Below are 19,700 nucleotides of genomic sequence, written 5' to 3' on the forward strand. Positions count from 1 at the left end.
CAAGCCCGTGAACGTCTCCACCCACACCGGCTCAGCCCGCAACACCCCACCCATACAGGCAAAATGCCCAAGACTGAGCCTTCTGCAACACCCTTTAGGCGGGGTGGGCCTCCAGCTCCGACTTCAGCTTGCGCAGGGTCGCCCGGATGTTCTTGCGCTGGAACTCGGCGAAGGTGTGTCCGCTCGTCGCGATCCTGTCGAACGTGTTGGCCACCGGGTCGGGCCAGCCGCGCCGGTCGTCGGTCCACGTCTCCGTCACCTCGGTGCCCCCGGGTACGGCGGCGAAACGGTACTCCCAGGTGGCGATCGGGCCGCGCACCCACGGGCGGCGCAGGCCTATGGCGTGGACCCTGAAGCGGAACACCTCGTCCGGGTCGGCGGCCGTCACCGTGCAGCGGGTCGTCCAGCGGAACGGGCCGCGCTTGTTGTGGCCGTCGAAGACCATCCCGACGCGGGTCGCGGTGCCGGGGCCCTCGGCCGGGGTCGCGCCCAGGTTCTCCGGACTCCAACGTCCCATGAGGGCCGGGTCGGAGACGTGCTGGTAGACCGTCGACGGGTCGGCCTCGACGATGATGGAGTCGTGGACGCTGAACGTACGGGGCATGTGGCTCCCTCCTCGGAGCACGACGGTAGCGGTCACCGCCCCGTCCGGAACCGGCGCCCCCGCCTCGCGTCCCCGCTCGCGTCCGGCGGCCCCCGTCAGGTCCGTTGCCGCATCCGGCGCCGCAGGGTGTCGTAGACGGGTTCGCTCCCCAGCCGGTCCGCGGTCACGGCGGCGGCGAAGCAGGCGGTCAGCAAGGGCAGCAGGAGCACGCCGGCACCCGTCATCTCGGCCACCAGGACGGTGCCGGTGAGCGGTGCCCGCACCACGCCGGTGAACACGGCGGCCATCCCCACCGCCGCGAACGCGGCCGGCCCCGCCGCACCGGCCGGGAGCAGCGGGGAGACGAGTGCATGGGTGAGCGTCCCCCAGAGGGCGCCGAGGGCCAGCAGCGGGGCGAACAGCCCGCCGGGCGTCGCGGCCGCGTAGCTGAGCGGTCCGGCCGCGAACCGTACGGCGAGACAGACCGTCAGGGCGGCCGCCGTCAGGCCTCCGCCCGCCAGCAGGCGCTCGCTCAGCTGGTCGCCGCCGCCGGTGAGGAGCGGGTCGAAGGCCATCAGCGCGCCGACCAGGGCCCCGATGGCGGCCGCCCGGGCGACGAGCGGTACCCGGGTCAGCCGGTCGCACGCCTCCAGGGTCCCCACGACCAGCGCGCTGTACGCGGCGCCCAGCGCGCCGGCGGTCACACCGCACAGCAGGAAGACCGGCAGCATCCACAGCGGTGGCGCGGGGACGGCCGCCATGGGCAGGACGAGCGCGTCTCCCACGATGGGCCGGGAGACGGCCACGGCGGTGACGGTGCCGACGAGCGTCAGCAGCACCAGGCGGGGCCGCACCGTGCCGGTGATCTCCTCGCAGACGAACAACAGCCCGCCCAGCGGGGCGGTGAAGGCCACCGCCAGGCCGGCCCCGCCGAGCGCGGTGTGCAGCATACGGGCGTCCTCGGCGTCCAGCCGGCCGCGCCGGCCCGCCCCGGAGCCGATCGCGGCGCCCATGTGGACGATCGGCCCCTCCCTGCCCAGCACCAGGCCCGAACCGATCGCGACGAGTCCGCCGAGGAACTTCACGGGCAGCAGCCGGGCCGGACCTGCCTCGGACTCCTGCCGCCACACCGCTTCCACGTGCTGGATGCCGCTGCCCGGGGCGTGCGGGACCCGCCGGGCGATCGCGCAGGCCACGGCCGCGCCCGCCGCGGTGAGGGCGACGGGAACCAGGCGGCCCGCACCGCTCTGTCCGGCGGTCGCTTCGAGCAGTGCCGTGCGCAGCAGGTCGGCGTGGTCCAGGCACCAGCGGAAGCCGCCGCCGACCAGCCCGACCAGACATCCCGCGAGCGCCGCGACGACGAAGGCGCGGCCGCCTCTCCCCCGGTCCGCGACAGTCACCACCTAGTGCTGGGGCAGGTGGGTCTTGGCGTCGTCGTACGTCGCCTCGCCGGGTGCGGCGGCCAGGGCGTAGGAGAGGTTCAGGACACCGGTGCGGAACGTCTCGGCGGACACCAGCTCCAGCGGGACCGGGGGCGCGTCCTGTTCGAACAGGCGCATGCCGGTGCGCACGGCGATCGGGTGCAGCAGGAGGTTCAGTTCGTCCAGGAGCCCGGCGGCGATCAGCCGGCGCACGACGGAGACCGAGCCGCTGATCCAGACGGGTGCCCCGGCGCCCGGCTCCTCCTTGAGTGCGGCGACCCCTTCGGTGAGGTCGCCCGCGAGCTGTTCGGAGTTGCGCCAGGTGAAGTCGAGCGGGCTGTGCGACACCACGATCTTGCGGGCGTCGCCCAGTACCTTGGCGAAGGGCGCGTCCTCCCCGCCCGCCGCTTCCCGCTCGGGCCAGGCGCCCGCGAAACTGTCGTAGGTCCTGCGCCCGAGGAGCAGGGTGTCGGCCCGGCCGAGGGTGGCGTCGACTGCGGCGCCCATCTCCTCGTTGAAGTAGGGGAAGTGCCACTGGTCGGGTGCCTCGACGACGCCGTCGAGCGAGATGAACAGCTGCGCCTTGATCTTCCTCATACCGGTCTCCGGGAGCTGGTGGTCGGTCCGTCCGTTCGCGTACGGACCCATCCAAGGGCACCCGGTGGCCGGTACCCGGGCCATTCACCCGCACGGCGGCTGCGTCACCCCCGGCACTTTCCCGGCATGGTGTGCGCAGGAAGTGCAACCCGATCGGGTGCTCGCGCGGAAGGGGAGATGAGGGTCGTTGCCTGGGACGGTCTTCACCGGCCGACACACCTGTCCAGACCCGAGGATTCGCATTGAGAAACGCACCGCGCTGGGCCCGCTGGATCGTTCCGCTCGCCCTCCTGCTGGTATGGCTCGGCATCGGCGGGACGCTCGGACCGTACGCGGGGAAGCTGCGCGAGGTCGCGACGAACGACCAGGCGGCGTTCCTGCCGCGCAGCGCCGAGTCGACGAAGGTCCTCGAAGCCCGCAAGGCGTTCGAGGGGGCGCAGTCCGTTCCCGCGATCGTGGTGTGGACTGCGGACGGGGCCCGGGTGACGGCCGGGCAGCAGCAGGCCGCGGCGCGGGCCGTCGGGGGCCTCGCGGGTCGGCCCGGGGTCACCGGGCCGCCCTCGCCGGCGGTCGTCTCCGCCGACGGGCTGGCCGTCCAGGCTGTCGTCCCGCTCGCGCCCGACCTGGGCGAGGAACTTCCGGCGGTCCTGGACGAGGTGCGGCAGGCGGCGCAGCGGGTGCCGGGAACCTCGGTGGGGATCGCCGGCCCGGCGGCCACCCAGGCGGACCTGTCGGACGCGTTCGCGGGTATCGACGGGCTGCTGGTGGGCGTGGCCCTCGGAGCGGTGCTGTTGATCCTGCTGCTGGTCTACCGCAGCGTGCTGCTGCCGCTGGTGATCATCATCAGTGCGGTGTTCGCCCTGGGGCTGGCCTGCGCGGTGGTGTACGCGCTGGCCGACCGGGGCGCCGTCCGCGTGGACGGCCAGGTCCAGGGGATCCTGTCGATCCTCGTGATCGGGGCCTCGACCGACTACGCCCTGCTCGTCGCGGCGCGCTTCCGCGAGGAACTCGCCGTACGGGGCGACCGGGCGGACGCGGCGCTGGCCGCCGTGCGCCGGTCGGCGGGAGCGGTCACCGCGAGCGCGGCGACCGTGGCGCTGGGGCTGCTGGCCCTGCTGGCGAGCGACCTGACGAACAATCGGGCGCTCGGGCCGGTCGGTGCGATCGGGATCGTCTGCGCGGTGCTGAGCTCGCTGACCTTCCTGCCGGCGGTTCTGGTCCTGCTGGGCCGGACCGCGTACTGGCCCGCCGTGCCCGGGCCGGCCGACGCCGCGGGCGAGGGCCACGGCGTGTGGCGCCGTATCGCCGGGTTGATCGACCGGTCGCCGCGGCGCGTGTGGATCTCCGCTTCCGTCCTGCTCGTGGTGCTGGCCGGCTTCTCGCCCGCGCTCTCGTCCAAGGGGGTGCCGCTGGACGAGATCTTCGTCAATGACGCCCCTTCGGTGGGCGCGCAGCAGACCCTCGCCCGGCACTTCCCCGGCGGCTCGGGCAATCCTGCCGTCGTCATCGCGGACGCCGACCGGGCGGCCGAGGTACGGGCGGCCGCCGAGGGCACGGACGGGGTCGCGGCTGTCGTACCCGTCACCGCGGGCGGCGGCCGGCCGGGCGGCCCGGGCGCTCCGCTCGTGGTGGACGGCCGGGTGCGGCTGGACGCCACGCTGGAGGCCTCGGCCGACGGCGACGCCGCGAAGCGGACGGTGCAGCGGCTGCGCGAGCGCGTGCACGCGGTGCCGGGGGCCGACGCGCTCGTCGGGGGTTACACGGCCCAGCAGTTCGACACCCAGCAGACCTCGGCACGCGACCGCACCGTGATCGTCCCGATCGTCCTCGGCATCATCCTGCTGATCCTGGTCGCGCTCCTGCGGTCGGTGCTCGTGCCCGTCCTGCTGGTGGCGACGGTCGCGCTGAACTTCCTCGCGACGCTCGGCGTGTCCGCGCTCGTCTTCGGGCACCTGCTGGGCTTCAGCGGCACGGATGCCTCCGTGCCGCTCTACGGTTTCGTGTTCCTGGTCGCCCTCGGCGTCGACTACAACATCTTCCTGATGTCCCGCGTGCGCGAGGAGACCGTCCGGTCGGGCACCCGCGAGGGCGTGTTGCGCGGGCTCGTCACCACGGGCGGGGTCATCACCTCCGCCGGCGTCGTCCTCGCCGCGACCTTCGCCGCGCTGATGGTGATCCCGCTGGCCTTCCTCGTCCAGATCGCCTTCATCGTCGCGTTCGGAGTCCTGCTGGACACCCTCGTCGTGCGTTCCCTGCTGGTGCCGGCCCTCATCATCGACATCGGCCCGCGCGCCTGGTGGCCCAGCGCGCTGTCCCGGCCGGGCCGGGGAACCGGCCCGCGCACCGAACCGGCGGCGCGGGCCCGGTGATCACCGGGCCGGCCACGGCGTTGCGGTCGGGTCCCCGGCGGGGCCGGCCAGGCCGGCGAGGTCTGCCGGGAACGGGGTGAGCCCGAGGAGCGCCGCGGTGGCTCCGGCGGTGATCCGGTGCCACAGACCGGCGTCGGCGATCATGGCGTGGCCGCCGCGGGGCATCCGGACGCCGTGGACCCGTGCTCGAGCCTCCCGGGCGCGCGTGAGGTACGCCCAGGTGTCCGCCGCCCGGGTGACGCGGTCGTGCTCGTCGTGGAGGGCGACGACCGCGCGACCGCGCAGGTGGGCGGCGGGTTCGGCCGGCGGGCACCAGGGGGCGAGTGCGACGACTCCTTCCACCTGCGGGTCCGCGGCGGCGCGCAGGGCGGCTCGGCCGCCCATGGAGTGGCCGACGAGGACGACGGGGACCGGGCCGGCGACGGCGCGGAGTTCGTCGAGGGCCCGGAGGGCGTCGGCGACCGGATGCGCGTGGTGGCCGTTCCAGCCGCGGTGGCGGTAGCGGACATGGGCGACGAGCACGTCGGCGTGGGCGGTGGCGCGCGTGACGGCGGACGCGAACGGCCGCATGCGCAGGGCGGGCAGGTTCAGCCGGGGCGGTGGTTCCGGCGCGTCCGCCCGGCCGCCGTGCAGCAGCAGGACCGCGGCGTCCGTCCGCCGCGACAGCCGGTGGCCCCGGGCGGGGATCAGGGCCGGCCCGGACGGCTCGCGGGCCGGCTCCCCGCCGCGTCCGCCGGTGGGCTCATGTGACGGGTTCACCGCCTCACCTCCTGCGCTCCGCGGGGTGACGGCGGGGTGGCAGGGGCAGGAACCCGCTCGTGCGGGCGGCGTACTCGGCGTAGCCGGGGCGGTCCGCCATGTGCTTCTCCAGCAGGCGTTTGCCGCTGCCGACGGTCAGCAGCGCCGTCATGACGACCGGGGAGACCAGGCTCACCAGCGCCGCCGGGAGGCTGGTGCAGGCGAGCAGGTACAGGCCCCACCACAGGAGGCTGTCGCCGAAGTAGTTGGGATGGCGGGTCCAGCCCCACAGGCCGCGGTCCATGATGCGGCCCCGGTTGGCCGGGTCCTCCTTGAACCGTGCCAGCTGGTGGTCGCCCACGGCCTCGAAGCCGAGTCCCGCCGCCCATACGATCAGCCCGAGCACGCCGAGGGCTCCCACGGGGACGGCCGCGTACGAGGCCACCTGGACGGGCAGGGAGATCAGCCAGACCAGCGCGGCCTGGAGGAGGTAGACGGTGCGCAGCGCGTACCAGGTCCGGTTTCCGCGTGCCTTGTCGAGCAGTGCGGTGTAGCGCGGGTCCTCCCCGTGGCCGCGGGAGCGCCATGCGATGTGCGCGGACAGCCTCAGTCCCCACACCACGGTCGCCGCGGCGACCAGCAGCCGTCTCTCGGGGTCTCCGTGTCCGGCGGACAGCAGGTAGGTGGCGGTGGCCACGGCGCTGAAGGCGATGCCCCAGGCGATGTCGACGACGCGGTGCAGGCGAAGGCGGGTGCCGACGGCGAACGCGGCGAGCAGTACGGCCGTCGCGACGGCCGCGCCGGCCGCGAGGCTGGTGCCGAGGGCGCCCCAGGCGGTGCCGGTCACGACCGCTCCGCCGTGGGCGGCTTCTCGGCGAGGACGATCTGGCGGACGTCCAGGTACCGGGAGCGGAATCCGGCTTCCGAGTACGCCAGGTAGAACTCCCACAGCCGCTGGAAGACGGTGTCGAAGCCGAGGTCGGTGACGGTCTGCCGGCTCTCGGTGAACCGTTCCCGCCACAGGCGCAGGGTCTGCGCGTAGTGCTCGGCGAATCCCTCGTCGGACACGGTGCGCAGGCCGGCCGCCGCCGCGTGCTCGGTGATGGCGCGGCGGGAGGGGATCAGGCCGCCGGGGAAGACGTATTTGCTGATCCAGGTGTGGGTGGCGGCGGTGTTGAGCATCTGCCGGTGTCCCATGGTGATCGATTGGAGGGCGACGCGGCCGCCGGGGCGGAGCGCGCCGCGCAGGGCCGCGAAGTAGGAGGGCCAGTACTCGGCGCCGACGGCCTCGATCATCTCGACGCTGACCACGGCGTCGTACCGGCCTTCGGCGTCACGGTAGTCGCGCAGTTGGACGTCGACGCGGTCGGTGAGGCCGGCGGCGTGGATCCGGGCGCGGGCCAGTCCGGCCTGTTCGGCGGAGAGGGTGAGGGTGGTGACGCGGGCGCCGCGGGCGGCGGCGCGCAGCGCGAGCTCTCCCCAGCCGGTCCCGATCTCCAGCAGTTCGGTGCCGTCCGTGACGTGCGCGAGGTCCAGCAGGCGGTCGATCTTGCGGTGTTGGGCGGCTGGGAGGTCTTCGGCCCGGGCGGGGAAGGCCGTGAAGACGGCGGAGGAGTAGGTGAGGGTCGGATCGAGGAAGGACGCGAACAGGTCGTTGGACAGGTCGTAGTGGCGGTGGATGTTCTCGCGCGCGCCGCGCCGGGTGTTGCGGTCGCGGCCGGGGCGGGCGGACACCCACAGCGGACGCAGTCCGCGCAGCGGGGCCGGGACGAGGTCGTCGACGTGCGTGGCGAGGACGGTCAGCAGGCCGGTCAGGTCGTCGCTGTCCCACTCGCCGGCCATGTAGGACTCGCCGAAGCCGATCAGGCCGTCGCATCCGATGCGCCGGAAGAAGGCGTCCGGGTCGTGGAGGGTGATGTCCGGGCGGCGGGTGGTGTCGGGGCCGCGGGTGGGGCCGGCGTTGACGTCCAGGGGGAGCCTGTTCAGGGCCCGGCCGACCAGGTGTGCGGCGACGGCGGTCCGGGCGGGCCGGGCGGTCGGCAGCCGGGCGACGTCCGGCCAGCGCGCGGCGCCCGCCTGCCGGGGGATCGCGGCGGCGCGGCCGGGCGCCCCGGGGTTCGGATCGGACGTCCTGGGCTGGTGGTCGGGCGTGGTGGCCGGGCGGGTCACGGGACCATTCCCTTCTGCGGGGTGTGCCGGGGGCGGGGCTGTACGGGCAGGCCGCGCAGGAGCAGGCGGATGCCGTGGAGTTGGATCCCCGCCCGTACGGCGGCGGTCGACCAGGGCCGGCGGGCGGCGGCCCGCAGGAGGGCGCGGGCCGTGGCGGGGCGGGCGCGTCCCCGCACGGTGGCGGTGAACGGCCGGCCGGCCTCGGTGTCGAGGTGCACGGTCAGGTGGAGGCGTTCCTCGGGGAGCGGCAGGCGCATCCGGTAGTGGCCTTCCACCGGGAAGAACGGCGAGACGTAGAACCGCTTCTCCGCCCGCGCCCGGCCGCCCGCGTCCGGGTGCAGCAGGTAACAGTGCCGCTGCCCGTACGTGTTGTGGACCTCCGCGACGACGCACACCAGGGACCCGGAGGCGTCGTGGCACCAGTAGACGCTGAGGGGGTTGAAGACGAAGCCGAAGACGCGGGCGTGGGCGAGCATCACCACGCGCCCGCCGGTGATGTCGATGTCGCGGGTGGCGAGGAACTCCTCCAGTCCGGCGCGGATCGTGGGCGCCCGGCCCGCGAAGTGGTCACGCGGGTCGAACCGGGCGAGCGGGCGCAGCGGGCGGGGCAGGACCGGCAGCCGGTCGAGGTCCACGCACCACAGGTAGGTGCGGTGCCGGATGTCGTGACGCAGGGGGGCGGTACGGGTGTGGACGACCACGCACTCGTACAGCGCGGCGGGGGGCGCCGCCGCTTCCCGGGTCACCAGCGCACCCCCAGGGCGCGGGCGGCTGCCACGCCGGAGCGGCAGCCGTCCTCGTGGAAGCCCCAGCCGTGCCATGCTCCGGCGTACGCGGTCACGCCGGTGTTCAGGCGGGGCAGTTCCTTCTGCGCGGCGACCGAGGCGGGCGTGTAGACGGGGTGTTCGTACAGCATCCGGCGCACGACCCGGTCCGCGTCGACGCGGTCGTCGGCGCCGAGGGTCACCACGTAGTCGGCGCCGTCGGGCAGGTTCTGCAGGCGCCGCATGTCGTAGCTGACGCGGACGGCCTCGGCGGAGGGGTCGCAGGCCGGCAGGTGGTAGTTCCAGCAGGCGCGGGCGCGGGGCGAGCGGGGCAGGAGGCTCGTGTCGGTGTGCAGGACCGTGGGGTTGGGCGCGTACGTGAAGGCTCCGAGGAGCCTGCGTTCGTCCGGGGTGGGGTCGGCGAGCAGGCGGAGGGCCTGGTCGGGGTGGGTGGCGATCACGACGGCGTCGTAGCCGTCGGTGGCGCCGTTCTCGGTGGTTATCCAGGCGCCGGAGCCGCGTGCGGCCCGGTGGACGGCCTGGACGGGACTGGAGGTGCGGACGCGGTGCACGCCCTTGGCCACGGCCTCGACGTAGGCGGCGGACCCGCCGGTGACGGTCTTCCACTGCGGGGAGCCCGTGACCGACAGGAGGCCGTGGTGGTGGAGGAAGGTGAAGAGGTGGGCGGCAGGGTAGGACAGCGCCGTGCGTGCCGGGCACGACCACACCGCGGAGACCAGCGGGAGGGCGAAATGGCTGACGAAGTACGGGGAGAAGCGCCCTTCGCGGAGGAAGTCGCCCAGGGTGACGTGGTGGGAGGGCGGGTCGGCGAGCAGCCGGCGGGCCTTGCGGTGGAAGACGGGTACCTGCGCGAGCAGGCGCAGGTAGCGGCCGCGCAGCGCCGCCCGGCCGGTGAGCAGGCCGGCCGGGCCGCGGGCGCCCGCGTACTCCAGGCCGCAGCCGTCGCACCGGACCGACATGCTCATCTCGGCGTCCTGGGTGGATATCCCCAGCTCGCGGAAGAGCCGGAGCAGGGTCGGATAGGTGCGCTCGTTGTGCACGATGAACCCCGAGTCCACACCCATGGGCCGCCCGTCCGGGCCGGTGAGCTCATGGGTGTGGGCGTGGCCGCCGAGGCGGCCGTCGGCCTCGTAGAGGGTGACCTCGTACGAGCGCGCCAGGACGTGGGCGGCCGTCAGGCCCGCGACCCCGGCGCCGATCACCGCTGCTTTCCGGTGTTCCACCTCAGCACTCCCGCCACTCACCGCGCCGCCGGGTGCGGTCGCGCACCCGTACTTCGCAGCGGAGGGGCGGGCGGATTGGTGGAGATCGCCGGGTGGGCGGATCGGCGGGGTACGCGCCGGGGCGGGGCGGCGTTCCGTCAGGTGGGCAGGGCCATCAGGAGCAGCGGGGCGGAGGTGGGGCGGCGGGAACCCCCGGCCGGTTCGATGGTGAGTCCGACGGCGCCGGCGTCGGCGGTGTCCCCGTCGATGAGGACGGTGCCGTCCTGGCGGATGAAACCGGCCGGGCGCATGGTGCCGTCGTGGTCGAGCCAGAGCTGGTAGGTCTTGCCGGGGGCGGGTGCGGGCAGGCCGGAAGCGGTGAAGACGGCCCTGTTCTGCCGCTCGGAGGCGACGACGGTGGTGGCCGCTCCGTTGCTGGCCCGGCCGTGGGCCGTGCGGGCGTCGGGCGCGGCCAGGACGGTGCTGACGTCGTCGAGACGCTGCTCGGCCTGGGTGGCCCGCTGCTGGTACTGCTCGCTCTGCTGGTTCTGCCAGGCGGCCAGACCGGCGAACGACGCGGCCGCGACCACACTGGCGGCCAGCGCGAGGGGTACGGCCCGGCGTCGCAGCGCGCTGCCGAGGGTCGCGGTCGGCGCGGTGTCCGGGACGCGCGGGGGCAGTTGGCGCACACCGTCGACGGCGGCCATGACGTGGTGCTTCATCGCGGCCGGCGGGTACTGCGCGGTGGCGTCCGCCAGGCGCGCGGCGGTGGCCTCGAACTCGGCGACCTCCTCGCGGCACGCCTGGCACTGCGGCAGGTGCTCGGTGAACGCCTTCCGCTCGGCGGGTTCCAGGGCGTTGAGGGCGTAGGCGGCGGCGAGGGTGTGGACGTCGGAGTGGTGTTGCTTCATGTGGTCACCCCCATGCAGTCGCGGAGCCGGATCAGCCCGTCGCGCATGCGTGTCTTGATGGTCGGCAGCGGTGTGCGAAGGGCTTCGGCGACCTCACGGTAGGTCAGGCCACGGTAGTAGGCCAGGGTCACGGCCTGGCGCTGCAGTTCGGTCAGGCCGCGCATGCAGCGGCGTACCTGCTCGCTCTCCAGGCGGGTCTCGACCTGCTCGGAGACCTCGTCGAACGCCGTCTGGTGCTCGCGCGCCGCCTGGGCCTGTTCCCGGTCGGCGGACGCCTGGGCGGAGCGGACCCGGTCCACGGCCCGCCGGTGGGCGATGGTCGCCGCCCACGCGGTGACGCTGCCGTGGTCGGGCCGGTAGCGGGCGGCCTGCCGCCACAGGTCGATCATGACCTCCTGCGCGACCTCCTCCGACTGGGCCCGGTCGCGTACGACTCTGACCACGATCCCGAAGACCATGGGTGCGAGTGCGTCGTAGAGGGTGGAGAAGGCCTGCTTGTCACCGTGGGCGACCTCGTCCATGACCTCGGAGAGGTCGCTGCGGCCGGCGTGACTCGCACGGCCGGTGCGGCCTGGACCGAACGGGAGTGGTTGGTTCACGGGGCGGGCTCCGGCTGCGGCGACAAGACGAAGGGGCAGCCGATGCCGGCCTGCCGGGGGCGGGGTGTCCATCGCATGGTGGTCCTTGTCCTTGTCCTCGTTCTTGGTACGTGGAGCCGGGCCGTGAGGTGTGTCCGACGGGTTCTTCGTAGCGGAAGTGCGTACGGATGGCCGGACTTTTGGCAAATGGAGCAGATGAGCGTGTCGGCGGGGCCCGTGGGATTGCCGGTCGGCCTTGCCTGCCTGCCCCTGCCGGACTCTGCCTGTCGCTACTCGGGCCAGGTGAGCACCGCGATGACCTGCTTGCCGAGGGGTGCGGGGCTGACGAAGAGTTCGGCGCCGAGGGCGCGGATGATCGCGAGGCCGCGCCCGCGCGTGGCCAGCGGACCACGGCCGTCGTGCTGCCGGGGCAGTGAGGGGGAGGCATCGCTGAGGGCGATCCCGGCCCGGCCCGACTCCACGCTGAGAGTGAGCGCGTAGGGCGGTCGGGCGTGCCGGACGGCGTTGGACGTCAGCTCGGAGACGATGACGAGGATGTCCTCGGTGGTGTCGTGCGGGCGGCCCACGGGGTGGACGGCGAGCAGCCACGACGCCACGCGGCGGGCTTCTCGGGCGGCTTGCGGGCCTGGTGGCAGGGGGTGGTGCACCGTTGACGGGCGCGTGGGGGGTTCGGCTTCCGGTGCCGGTGCCGGTGCGATGGCGGTGGTGGCGGTGGCTGTGGCGGTGGCGGTGGCGGTGGCGGTGGCGATGTTCATGGTGGTTCCTGATGCCTGATCCGACAGGGGGCGGATCGGCGGGGGGTCCGGGGCCGTGGCCTCGGGACCCCCGCCGGGCCCGGGGCGGCGCTACCACTTGTTGTGGCAGTTCCAGTGCCCGGGCACCCAGTGGTTCACCGAGTGGCCGGGCACCCAGTGCTGCTTCCAGTGGCCCTTGCTCCACCAGCCGTCGTGCCACCTGCCGTGGTGGTCCTGGTAGCCGTGGTGCCAGCTGCCCGAGTGCCACTTGTACTCCCAGTGGCCCTTGCCCCACTTGCCGGTGGTCCAGTGGCCCTCGATCCAGGTGCACCGATCGTGGTGTCGGCGGTCCCGGCGGTCATGCCGGTTGTCACGGTCGTGATCACGGTCGCTGGTGCTGGTGCTGGTGCTGGTGCCGGTTGGCATGGAGTTCGTCGCCGCCGGGGCGGCGCTCGCCGTACCGGACAGACCCAGCAGCGAACCGCCTGCCAGCAGCCCGGCGGATGCGACACCGACGACCACGCGCTTCATGTGCGGAGAAGCGGTCATCGGGCTCACCTCCTCCCTTTCATCAGGTTCATCAAGCATTCGGCTTCGTCGGCTCCTTCACCATCTGGAGCGTCACCACAGATTCGTGACGAACGGAGTGAAGGATTGCCAAGACATTCAAACCGCCATATCTCTCCCTTCGGAGTGCGTGCCGTGAACCCTGTCGACGCCGCTCGGACCGTGTTGCGCTCGCCACCGGGTTCGGGACCCGTTCCGGGAGTCACGGCGGCCTCGGCCGAGGCATCCAGGGGGCTACCTGAGCAGCGGCTCCTCCTCCCGGCTCCCCGAACCGTCGGATCGGCTCGGCTGCTCTTGCGCACCCCCCTCGACAGGGCCGTCCTGGACCCGGTCCCTCCCGGGCTCATGGCCGGAATCCCGCCCGGTCCCCCGGCCCTGGTCCCGGCCGCCCGTTGCCTTGCCGGGCGCCTGCCCCGACCCCTGTCCCTGTCCCCCGCCCTGGACCTTGCCGCTGCCGGTACCCGTCTCCTGGCCGGGCGCCTTCCCGGCGCCCTGACCGGGGGCCTTGCCCGTACCCTCGCCGGAACCCTGACCGGGGGCCTTGCCCGTGCCCTCGCCGGATCCGTTGCCCGGCTGCCGGCCGGAACCCTTGCCCGGCTGCCGGCCGGAACCCTTGCCCGGCACCTTGCCCGAGCCCTTGTCCGGCACTCCTCCGGGCTCTTGCGGCGCCGACCCGGGTGCCTGGCCCGACCCTTGGTCGCCGGAGCCCGGCTCCTGCCGTCCCGGATTCTTCTCAGGGGCCTTGCCCTGGCCCGTGCCCGATCCCTGCCCCGGCACCTGGCCGTTGCCCTTGCCGGACTCCTGACCGGGCGCCTTGCCCGTGCCCTTCTCCGGCACCCCGCCAGGCTCCTGCGGCACCGACCCAGGTGCCTTGTCCGACCCGTGGCCGGTGCCCGGCTCCTGGCCCGGTGCCTTGCCAGGGTCCGTTCCTGACTCCTGTCCAGGCACCTTGCCGGGAACGTTCGCCGGATCGTTGCCCTGGTCGGTGCCCTGCTCCTTCGCCGGAGCCTCGTCCGGCAGCTTGCCGGGGTCCTTGGCGGGCGGCTTGCCGGTGTCCTGACCGGACTCCTTCACCGGGTCCCTGTCCGGCACCTTCGCAGGCGCCTTCCCCGGGTCCTTCCCGTGGCCCGTCCCCGACTCCCGACCCGGAGCCTCGGCGGGCGGCTCGCCGGTGTCCTGACCGGACTCCTTCTCCCGGTCCCTGTCCGGCACCTTCGCAGGCGCCTTCCCCGGGTCCTTCCCGCGGCCCGTCCCCGACTCCCGACCCGGAGCCTTGCCCGACTCTCCGCCGGGTTCCCTGCCCTGGTGCGTGCCCGGCTCCTTCACGGAGTCCCTGTCATGGTGCGGGCGTCGTTCGTGCGGAAAGTCGTCCGGCGCCTTGTCGGGCCGCTTCGGGGAAGCCTTCTTCGGCGCCTTGCGCGTGTCCCCGTGGTGTCGTTCGTCGCCGGACTCCCGCTCAGGGTCGGGGTTTCGGCCCGGGGCGACCCCCGGAGCCGGGTCGGGAGCGCCGTCCGGGTTCGTCGCCGGCTTCGTGTCCGCGTCCGCGGGGCTCGTCCGGACCGATCCCTGGTGGGCCGGGGGCAGCGCCGGGTACGGCGAGCCGGCGGGCCGGCCCGGCGGCGGCTCGACCTCGCGGTCGGTCCGGCCCCGCGCCGCGCCGCCCGGGCGCTCGTACCAGGCCTTGCTGCCCGCGTCGAAGACCGTGACGGCCTTCACCGGCTTCGCGGCGGGCCTGACCGCCACCAGCTCGGCGGACCGGAACGAGGACCATTCCGCACCGCTGAGCCTGGCCTTGCCCTGGACCGCGACAGGTGGTGTCAGAGGGTTGCCACAGGCGCACCGGACCCGCGGGACACCACGGCCGTCGACCAGTACGGACGTACCGGCCTGCAGGATCGCCTGGTAGCCGGTGGGTGCGTTGTTCCGGTACCCGTGGTTGGTGACCCGGGTGTCCCAGCCCAGCCGGACCGGCGTGAGCGAGCGCAGGTAGGAGGGGATCCCTGCCTGCCGGACGCCCAGCGTGGCGGCGAAGGCGCCGCCCTTGTCCGTGTGCTTCGTGAGGAACTTGATCTGCTTCTCCACGTCACAGCTGGCGACGTTCCGGGTGCCCCCGTACAGGCCCGGGTGTCCGCCGTCGACTTCGAGGGTGCGCGCGCCGCTCGTACCGCCCTGTACCGTCCCGGTGGTCTGGGGCGCGGCCACGGCCTCCTCGGAGTCCGTGGCCGTCGACGGCGTGAACGGATCGAGCCCGGCCGCCGCGGCTGCCTCCAGGAAGACCTCGCCGCCGGCCGCGCTGTTGCCGCCCAGCACCGTGAAGCTGACGACCGCCGCCGAGACCACGACGGCCGCCGTGCTCGCACTCACCAGGGTCCTGCGCGACCGCCAACGCCGCTTGGGCCGCGCTTCCCCGCCGTCGGCGGGGGAAGCGGAGGGTCCCGTGAGGGACGGAGGCGGCGGAGGCGGCACCGGCGGTGGAGCCTCCGGTGGGGGCGCGGGCTGAGGCTGCGACCCCCGGCCCGACAGCGGGCCGGGCGGGGGGCCCGTGGGGTGCTCGGACGAAGAAGGCATGGAACTCACGACACTCGCCCCCTGACAGGGGGCACCGGGACAACGATGGTGACTCGGACTCGGACTCGCATGCGCTCGCTCCTTCTGGCCGTCAACGCCTCCACATCCCGGAGGGGAAACCTCGAAACCGGTGCCGCGAAGCAGAAGTCGGCGAAGGGACGACCCCGGCGGGGCCGTCTGATCACCTGCGACATCGATGGGGCCACGTACTGGGTGTGAGCCCGTCCCTTGAGTAAGCCCGCTGCCCCCGGGCCGCGTCATGTCGCGACCATTCGGGACTTGACAGGGCCGGGCCGACTACGGCCGGGCCGCCGCCGACCGGTCGACGATCAGGCGTACCGCCGCGATCGTGAGATCCGGGTCGTGGAGCTGCACGTAGTGGTCGCTGCCGGTCGCCAGCAGGTGGGGGGTCTGCGGCCGCATGCCCACCAGTGCCTGCTGGGCCTTGGGCCAGGCAGCCTCGAGCTTCGCCAGCAGGTCCTTGGACATGGTGGACGGTGCGGCGAAGGGTTCGGTCTTGCTGAGCACCGCGACGGGAACGGGCGGGAGCGCGCCGCCGCGGTCGATGGCGGTGACCCCGCCGTCGATGTCGACCTGCTCGAATTCCGGGTCGGCGTCGAACGGCGTGCCGGGATGCCGGAGCGCCTCGACGTACGCCGTCCAGTCCGCCCCCATCGCCGGCTTCAGCGCGGGCCCCAGCGCGTCGACGAGGACCAGTCCGCGCGTGCGCTCCGGGTGCTCCTGCGCGTACCGCAGGGCGAGCATCCCGCCGAAGGAGTGCCCCACCAGCAGGTACGGGCCGGGTACGCGGGCGGCGGTCAGCAGCCGGTCCAGGTCCTGGACCATGGCGGGCAGCGTACGGGTGCCGCGCACGGGCGTGCTGCGGGTGGTGAGCGTGGGCGGCTGCGTGTAGCGGATGGTGCCGGGCCGGTCGTACGTGCACACGCGGGTGAACGCGGCGACGCCCGGCAGCACCGCCGGGGCCTTCGGCACGGGCGGGGCGGTGTCGGTCAGTGACCACGGGTCGGACGCCTCGTGCAGTCCGGAGAGCAGCACCACGGTCGGGCTCCCGGAGCCGGAGCAGCGCAGGTACAGGCTCCGCCCGCCGCCGATGTCCACCCGCTGCTCGCTGTCCCCGCCACCGCTCGGCGCCGGTGTGCCGGCCACCAGCAGGACGGCGGCCATGGTGGCCACCACCGCACCCGGGACACGCCATCGCATGTCCTCAGCTTCCCCCGCCGCGCGTCACCCCGCCAACGAGGCGGCGGGCCGGTCGCCGGTCGCTCCGGTCACCCGGCGCCGAAGTAGAAGAAGAGCCAGACGAGCGGCGCCAGGACGGCCAATGCGCCGAGGAGGACCCCGGTACGGGCGCGCACCGGACTGGAGTCCTCGGTGCCCCACGCCCGCCACAGGTCGGGAAGGCCCCAGACGACGGCGCAGATGCCGAGGGGGAGGACGAGGTAGAGCGGGAAGTAGCGGACCAGGGGCGGGAGCGCTTCGGGCAGGAACGGGCAGCCGAACGCGGCGGCGGCGAGGACGCCCAGCACCAGCGATCCCGTGCCGCGGCTCCGAGGGTCTTCCTGGTGCGCGGGATCGGCGTCCTGCTTCAGGGAACTCATGGACGGCAGGCTATGCGGAGCGCCTGCGGCGCCGCTTGAGCGGAGATACTCAGGTGCCGGCCGGGCCCCCTGAGTATCCGCCCCCGAATGCGGCACGGGGCGTTGACAGCCCAAAGTGTGAGTGGTTTATTACTCACATGAACACGGAACGACGACGCCAACTCTCCTCGGCCGAAGAGCGCCGCGAGACCGTCCTGCGGACGGCCATCGGGGCCTTCGCGGCCCGCGGCTACTTCGGTACGACGACCACCGAGGTGGCCAAGGCCGCCGGGATCTCCCAGGCCTACGTCTACCGGCTGTTCCCGAACAAGGAGGCGCTCTTCACCGCCGTCGTCGAGCGCTGCTTCTCCCGGGTCCGGGCCAGCCTCGAAGAAGGCGCCACCCGGGCGCAGGGCAGCGACCCCGAGGCGGTTCTGCACACGATGGGCGACACGTACGCCCACCTGATCGCCGACAAGGACCTGCTCCTCGTCCTGACCCACGCCCAGGCGGCGGCCGTGTCCGAGACCGCCGTGCGCGAGGCCGTGCGCGCCGGGTACGCCCGCATGGTTGAGTACGTGCGCGGCGCGTCGGGCGCGGCGGAGGCCGACGTCCAGCAGTTCTTCGCGACCGGCATGCTCTGCCACCTCCTGGTGTCACTGGACGCGCACGAAGTGGACGCGCCCTGGTCCCGGACGCTCTCGGCCGGCATCCGGCACTACTAGCGGACCACTTCGGGCGGACCCACACGGTCCGCCCTCCTTTCGGACAAAAAAGTGAGTGGTCAACCACACACAGGAGATCGCGCATGTACGCCACACCGCCCGACCGACAGACCGCCCCCTCCGCGGCGACCGCCGCGGCAACCCTCGCCGCGCTGGCCGCCGCCCAGTTCGCGGTCACCCTCAGCACCTCGATCGTGAACGTCGCCCTTCCCGCCGTGCGCGACGGGATCGGACTGTCCGACGCGGGCATGTCCTGGGTCGTCAACGCGTACGGCCTGGCCTTCGGCGCGCTGCTCCTGCTCGGCGGCCGGGCGGCCGACCTCCTGGGGCGGCGCCGCGTCCTGACGGCCGGCCTCGCGCTCTTCGCCGTGGCGGCCGTCGCCGCCGGACTGGCGAGCACCCCCTGGATGCTCGTCACCGCCCGCACGGCGCAGGGCGTCGGCGCCGCCGCGATCGCGCCCGCCGCCCTCTCCCTGGTCATGCGGCTCCATCCGCCCGGGCCCGCCCGCGCCAGGGCCCTCGGCGTCTGGGGCGCCGTCTCCGGCGCGGGCGGCGCGGCCGGGGTCCTGCTCGGGGGGATCCTCACCGAAGGCCCCGGCTGGCCCTGGGTGTTCCACGCCTCCGGCATCGGCGCCGCGGCGGTCCTGGCCGCCACGGTGCGGCTCGTACCCGCCGACCCGAAGGAGGCCACCGGGCCCCGCCCACGGCTCGACGTGGCCGGATCCCTCACCGTCACCTCCGGCCTGGTCGCGCTCGTGTACGGGCTCACGGCCGCGGGCCGCTCCGGCTGGACCGACCCCCTCGTCCTCGGCTCCTTCGGCGCGGCGGCCGTCCTGCTGGCCCTCTTCGTACGGGTCGAACGGCGGCACCCCGCCCCGCTCCTGCCGTCGAGGCTCCTCACCCGCGGCGCCGTGGGCCCGGCCAACCTCGTCATGGCGCTGCTCGGTGCGGTCTGGGTCGGCCTGTTCTTCTTCCTGCCCCTCTACCAGCAACAGGTCCTCGGCGCGGGCCCCTTGGAAGCGGGCCTTTCCCAACTGCCGCTGGCCGCAGCGAACATGATCGGCTCCGGCCTGGCGCCCGTACTGTCCCGCCGCGTCGGCCCGCACCGCACCCTCCTCGCCGGGCTGGCGGTCCAGGCAGCCGGATTCCTGTGGCTGGCCCGGATCCCGGCCGACGGCACCTTCCTCGTCCACCTCCTCGGCCCCGTCCTCCTCGTCGGAGCCGGCCTCGGCGTGGCCTTCGTCCAGCTCACCGGAGCGGCCGTCAGCGGGGTGGAGCCCGCCGACGCGGGACTGGCCGGCGGCCTGGTCAACACCACCCGCCAGATCGGCGGCGCCGTCGGTCTCGCCGTACTGGGCACCCTGGCCGCCGCCCGTACCGCCGCCGCACCGCCCGGCCTGCCGCACACCGCGGCCCTGACCGAGGGCTACCGCGGCGCCTTCCTCCTCTCGGCCGCCGTCCTGGGCGTCGGGGCGGCCCTCACCCCGCTGCTCGCCCGCAGGGCCCGGCCGGTGCCGGAGACGGTCCCCGCCACTCCCCCGGCGCCGGCCGCCCTCCGCCCGTCCTCCCGAACCCGCTGATCACACCGTCGAAGGAGTACCTCCCATGACCACGCACCCCACCACCGTCGACACCGGAGCCCCGGTCGTCGTCCGCGTCGAGACCACCGTGCACGCCCCGCTCGCGACCGTCTGGGGCCTGCACGGACATCGCCGCCTGGGCCGAATGGAACACGGACGTGGAGCGGGTGGAGTACGCCGGCCCGCTGGCCCCCGGCACCGCGTTCCGCTGGCTGACCCACGGCCTCGACATCACCTCCACCGTCCACCAGGTCGTCCCCGGCGAGCGGATCGTGTGGGGCGGCCCGGCGCACGGCATCGACGGGATCCACGTCTGGACGTTCCAGGAGACGGCGCCGGGCACCGTGACGGTCCGCACCGAGGAGTCCTGGGGCGGTGCGCCCGTCGAGGCCCGCCGCACGGAGATGGAACAGGTGCTGCGGCAGTCGCTGGACGCCTGGCTCGCCGCCCTGAAGGCCCGGGCCGAGGCCGCGGCGGGCGCCTCCGCCTCCGCCGAACGGCACTGACCGCACCGCGCCCCTTCACGCACCGCTTCCCGATCGTTTCGTTGCGCC

At 74.0% G+C, this 19,700-nt stretch carries 19 protein-coding genes; 4 read left to right on the forward strand and 15 right to left on the reverse strand.

Features of this window, described 5'->3' with window-relative positions; all coding sequences use genetic code 11:
- Positions 1–94 precede the first annotated feature (94 nt).
- From IG86_RS0112020 to IG86_RS0112030, 3 genes are all read right to left on the reverse strand, one after another.
- On the reverse strand, positions 95–604 hold the full coding sequence (locus tag IG86_RS0112020; protein ID WP_030896689.1) for an SRPBCC family protein: 510 nt from the start codon (positions 602–604) through the stop codon (positions 95–97).
- A 95-nt stretch (positions 605–699) separates the two neighbouring features.
- Positions 700–1,983, reverse strand: a complete 1,284-nt coding sequence (locus tag IG86_RS0112025) for a ClC family H(+)/Cl(-) exchange transporter (RefSeq protein WP_199814512.1) — start codon at positions 1,981–1,983, stop codon at positions 700–702.
- 3 nt (positions 1,984–1,986) lie between these two features.
- A complete protein-coding gene (locus IG86_RS0112030; protein ID WP_030828070.1) occupies positions 1,987–2,601 on the reverse strand; it encodes a dihydrofolate reductase family protein in 615 nt (204 codons plus the stop codon).
- Positions 2,602–2,843: 242 nt separating this feature from the next.
- Between IG86_RS0112030 and IG86_RS0112035 the strand changes: the two genes are divergently transcribed.
- Positions 2,844–4,970, forward strand: coding sequence for an MMPL family transporter (locus IG86_RS0112035; RefSeq protein WP_030828073.1), 2,127 nt, complete (start codon positions 2,844–2,846; stop codon positions 4,968–4,970).
- On the opposite strand, the gene IG86_RS0112040 is transcribed toward IG86_RS0112035, so the two are convergent.
- The 12 genes from IG86_RS0112040 to IG86_RS0112095 form a co-directional block, all read right to left on the reverse strand.
- On the reverse strand, positions 4,971–5,660 hold the full coding sequence (locus IG86_RS0112040; RefSeq protein ID WP_045937463.1) for an alpha/beta fold hydrolase: 690 nt from the start codon (positions 5,658–5,660) through the stop codon (positions 4,971–4,973).
- Positions 5,661–5,733: 73 nt separating this feature from the next.
- Positions 5,734–6,555 carry a DUF1295 domain-containing protein gene (locus IG86_RS0112045; protein WP_030896691.1) on the reverse strand — a complete coding sequence of 274 codons (822 nt, stop codon included), beginning with the start codon at positions 6,553–6,555 and terminating at the stop codon, positions 5,734–5,736.
- A complete protein-coding gene (locus IG86_RS0112050; RefSeq protein WP_030896693.1) occupies positions 6,552–7,877 on the reverse strand; it encodes a class I SAM-dependent methyltransferase in 1,326 nt (441 codons plus the stop codon). Before IG86_RS0112050 ends, IG86_RS0112045 begins: the two co-directional genes overlap by 4 nt.
- Positions 7,874–8,623: a DUF1365 domain-containing protein gene (locus tag IG86_RS0112055; RefSeq protein ID WP_030828088.1), complete on the reverse strand. Its 750-nt coding sequence runs from the start codon at positions 8,621–8,623 to the stop codon at positions 7,874–7,876. The genes IG86_RS0112050 and IG86_RS0112055 overlap by 4 nt, the downstream gene beginning before the upstream one ends.
- Positions 8,620–9,885, reverse strand: coding sequence for an NAD(P)/FAD-dependent oxidoreductase (locus IG86_RS0112060; RefSeq protein WP_030896696.1), 1,266 nt, complete (start codon positions 9,883–9,885; stop codon positions 8,620–8,622). Before IG86_RS0112060 ends, IG86_RS0112055 begins: the two co-directional genes overlap by 4 nt.
- Positions 9,886–10,022: 137 nt before the next feature.
- Positions 10,023–10,775: an anti-sigma factor gene (locus tag IG86_RS0112065; protein WP_030828102.1), complete on the reverse strand. Its 753-nt coding sequence runs from the start codon at positions 10,773–10,775 to the stop codon at positions 10,023–10,025.
- On the reverse strand, positions 10,772–11,374 hold the full coding sequence (sigK, locus tag IG86_RS0112070; protein ID WP_030828105.1) for an ECF RNA polymerase sigma factor SigK: 603 nt from the start codon (positions 11,372–11,374) through the stop codon (positions 10,772–10,774). Before sigK ends, IG86_RS0112065 begins: the two co-directional genes overlap by 4 nt.
- Positions 11,375–11,643: 269 nt before the next feature.
- Complete coding sequence (locus IG86_RS42940; protein WP_051785106.1) at positions 11,644–12,129, reverse strand: ATP-binding protein; 486 nt, start codon at positions 12,127–12,129, stop codon at positions 11,644–11,646.
- Between the two features lie 90 nt (positions 12,130–12,219).
- Positions 12,220–12,657 (reverse strand): hypothetical protein, encoded by a 438-nt coding sequence (locus tag IG86_RS0112080; RefSeq protein ID WP_030896701.1) that lies wholly within the window; start codon positions 12,655–12,657, stop codon positions 12,220–12,222.
- A gap of 252 nt (positions 12,658–12,909) precedes the next feature.
- Positions 12,910–15,039 (reverse strand): DUF6777 domain-containing protein, encoded by a 2,130-nt coding sequence (locus IG86_RS43915; RefSeq protein ID WP_051785108.1) that lies wholly within the window; start codon positions 15,037–15,039, stop codon positions 12,910–12,912.
- Positions 15,040–15,540: 501 nt separating this feature from the next.
- Positions 15,541–16,464: an alpha/beta fold hydrolase gene (locus IG86_RS39840; protein ID WP_078848607.1), complete on the reverse strand. Its 924-nt coding sequence runs from the start codon at positions 16,462–16,464 to the stop codon at positions 15,541–15,543.
- A gap of 68 nt (positions 16,465–16,532) precedes the next feature.
- Positions 16,533–16,862, reverse strand: a complete 330-nt coding sequence (locus IG86_RS0112095; protein WP_234316324.1) for a hypothetical protein — start codon at positions 16,860–16,862, stop codon at positions 16,533–16,535.
- Between the two features lie 137 nt (positions 16,863–16,999).
- Here IG86_RS0112095 and IG86_RS0112100 point away from each other — a divergent pair, with 137 nt between their 5' ends.
- The 3 genes from IG86_RS0112100 to IG86_RS38620 all read left to right on the forward strand — a co-directional run bounded on the left by IG86_RS0112100 (position 17,000) and on the right by IG86_RS38620 (position 19,652).
- A complete protein-coding gene (locus IG86_RS0112100) occupies positions 17,000–17,566 on the forward strand; it encodes a TetR/AcrR family transcriptional regulator (RefSeq protein WP_030828119.1) in 567 nt (188 codons plus the stop codon).
- 83 nt (positions 17,567–17,649) lie between these two features.
- The gene (locus IG86_RS0112105; RefSeq protein ID WP_030828122.1) at positions 17,650–19,146 is read left to right on the forward strand and encodes an MFS transporter; all 1,497 of its coding nucleotides are present in this window, start codon (positions 17,650–17,652) and stop codon (positions 19,144–19,146) included.
- A 128-nt stretch (positions 19,147–19,274) separates the two neighbouring features.
- Positions 19,275–19,652 carry an SRPBCC family protein gene (locus IG86_RS38620; RefSeq protein WP_078905877.1) on the forward strand — a complete coding sequence of 126 codons (378 nt, stop codon included), beginning with the start codon at positions 19,275–19,277 and terminating at the stop codon, positions 19,650–19,652.
- Positions 19,653–19,700 lie beyond the last annotated feature (48 nt).

The sequence above is a fragment of the Streptomyces virginiae genome (assembly GCF_000720455.1).
Taxonomy (GTDB): Bacteria; Actinomycetota; Actinomycetes; order Streptomycetales; family Streptomycetaceae; genus Streptomyces; species Streptomyces virginiae.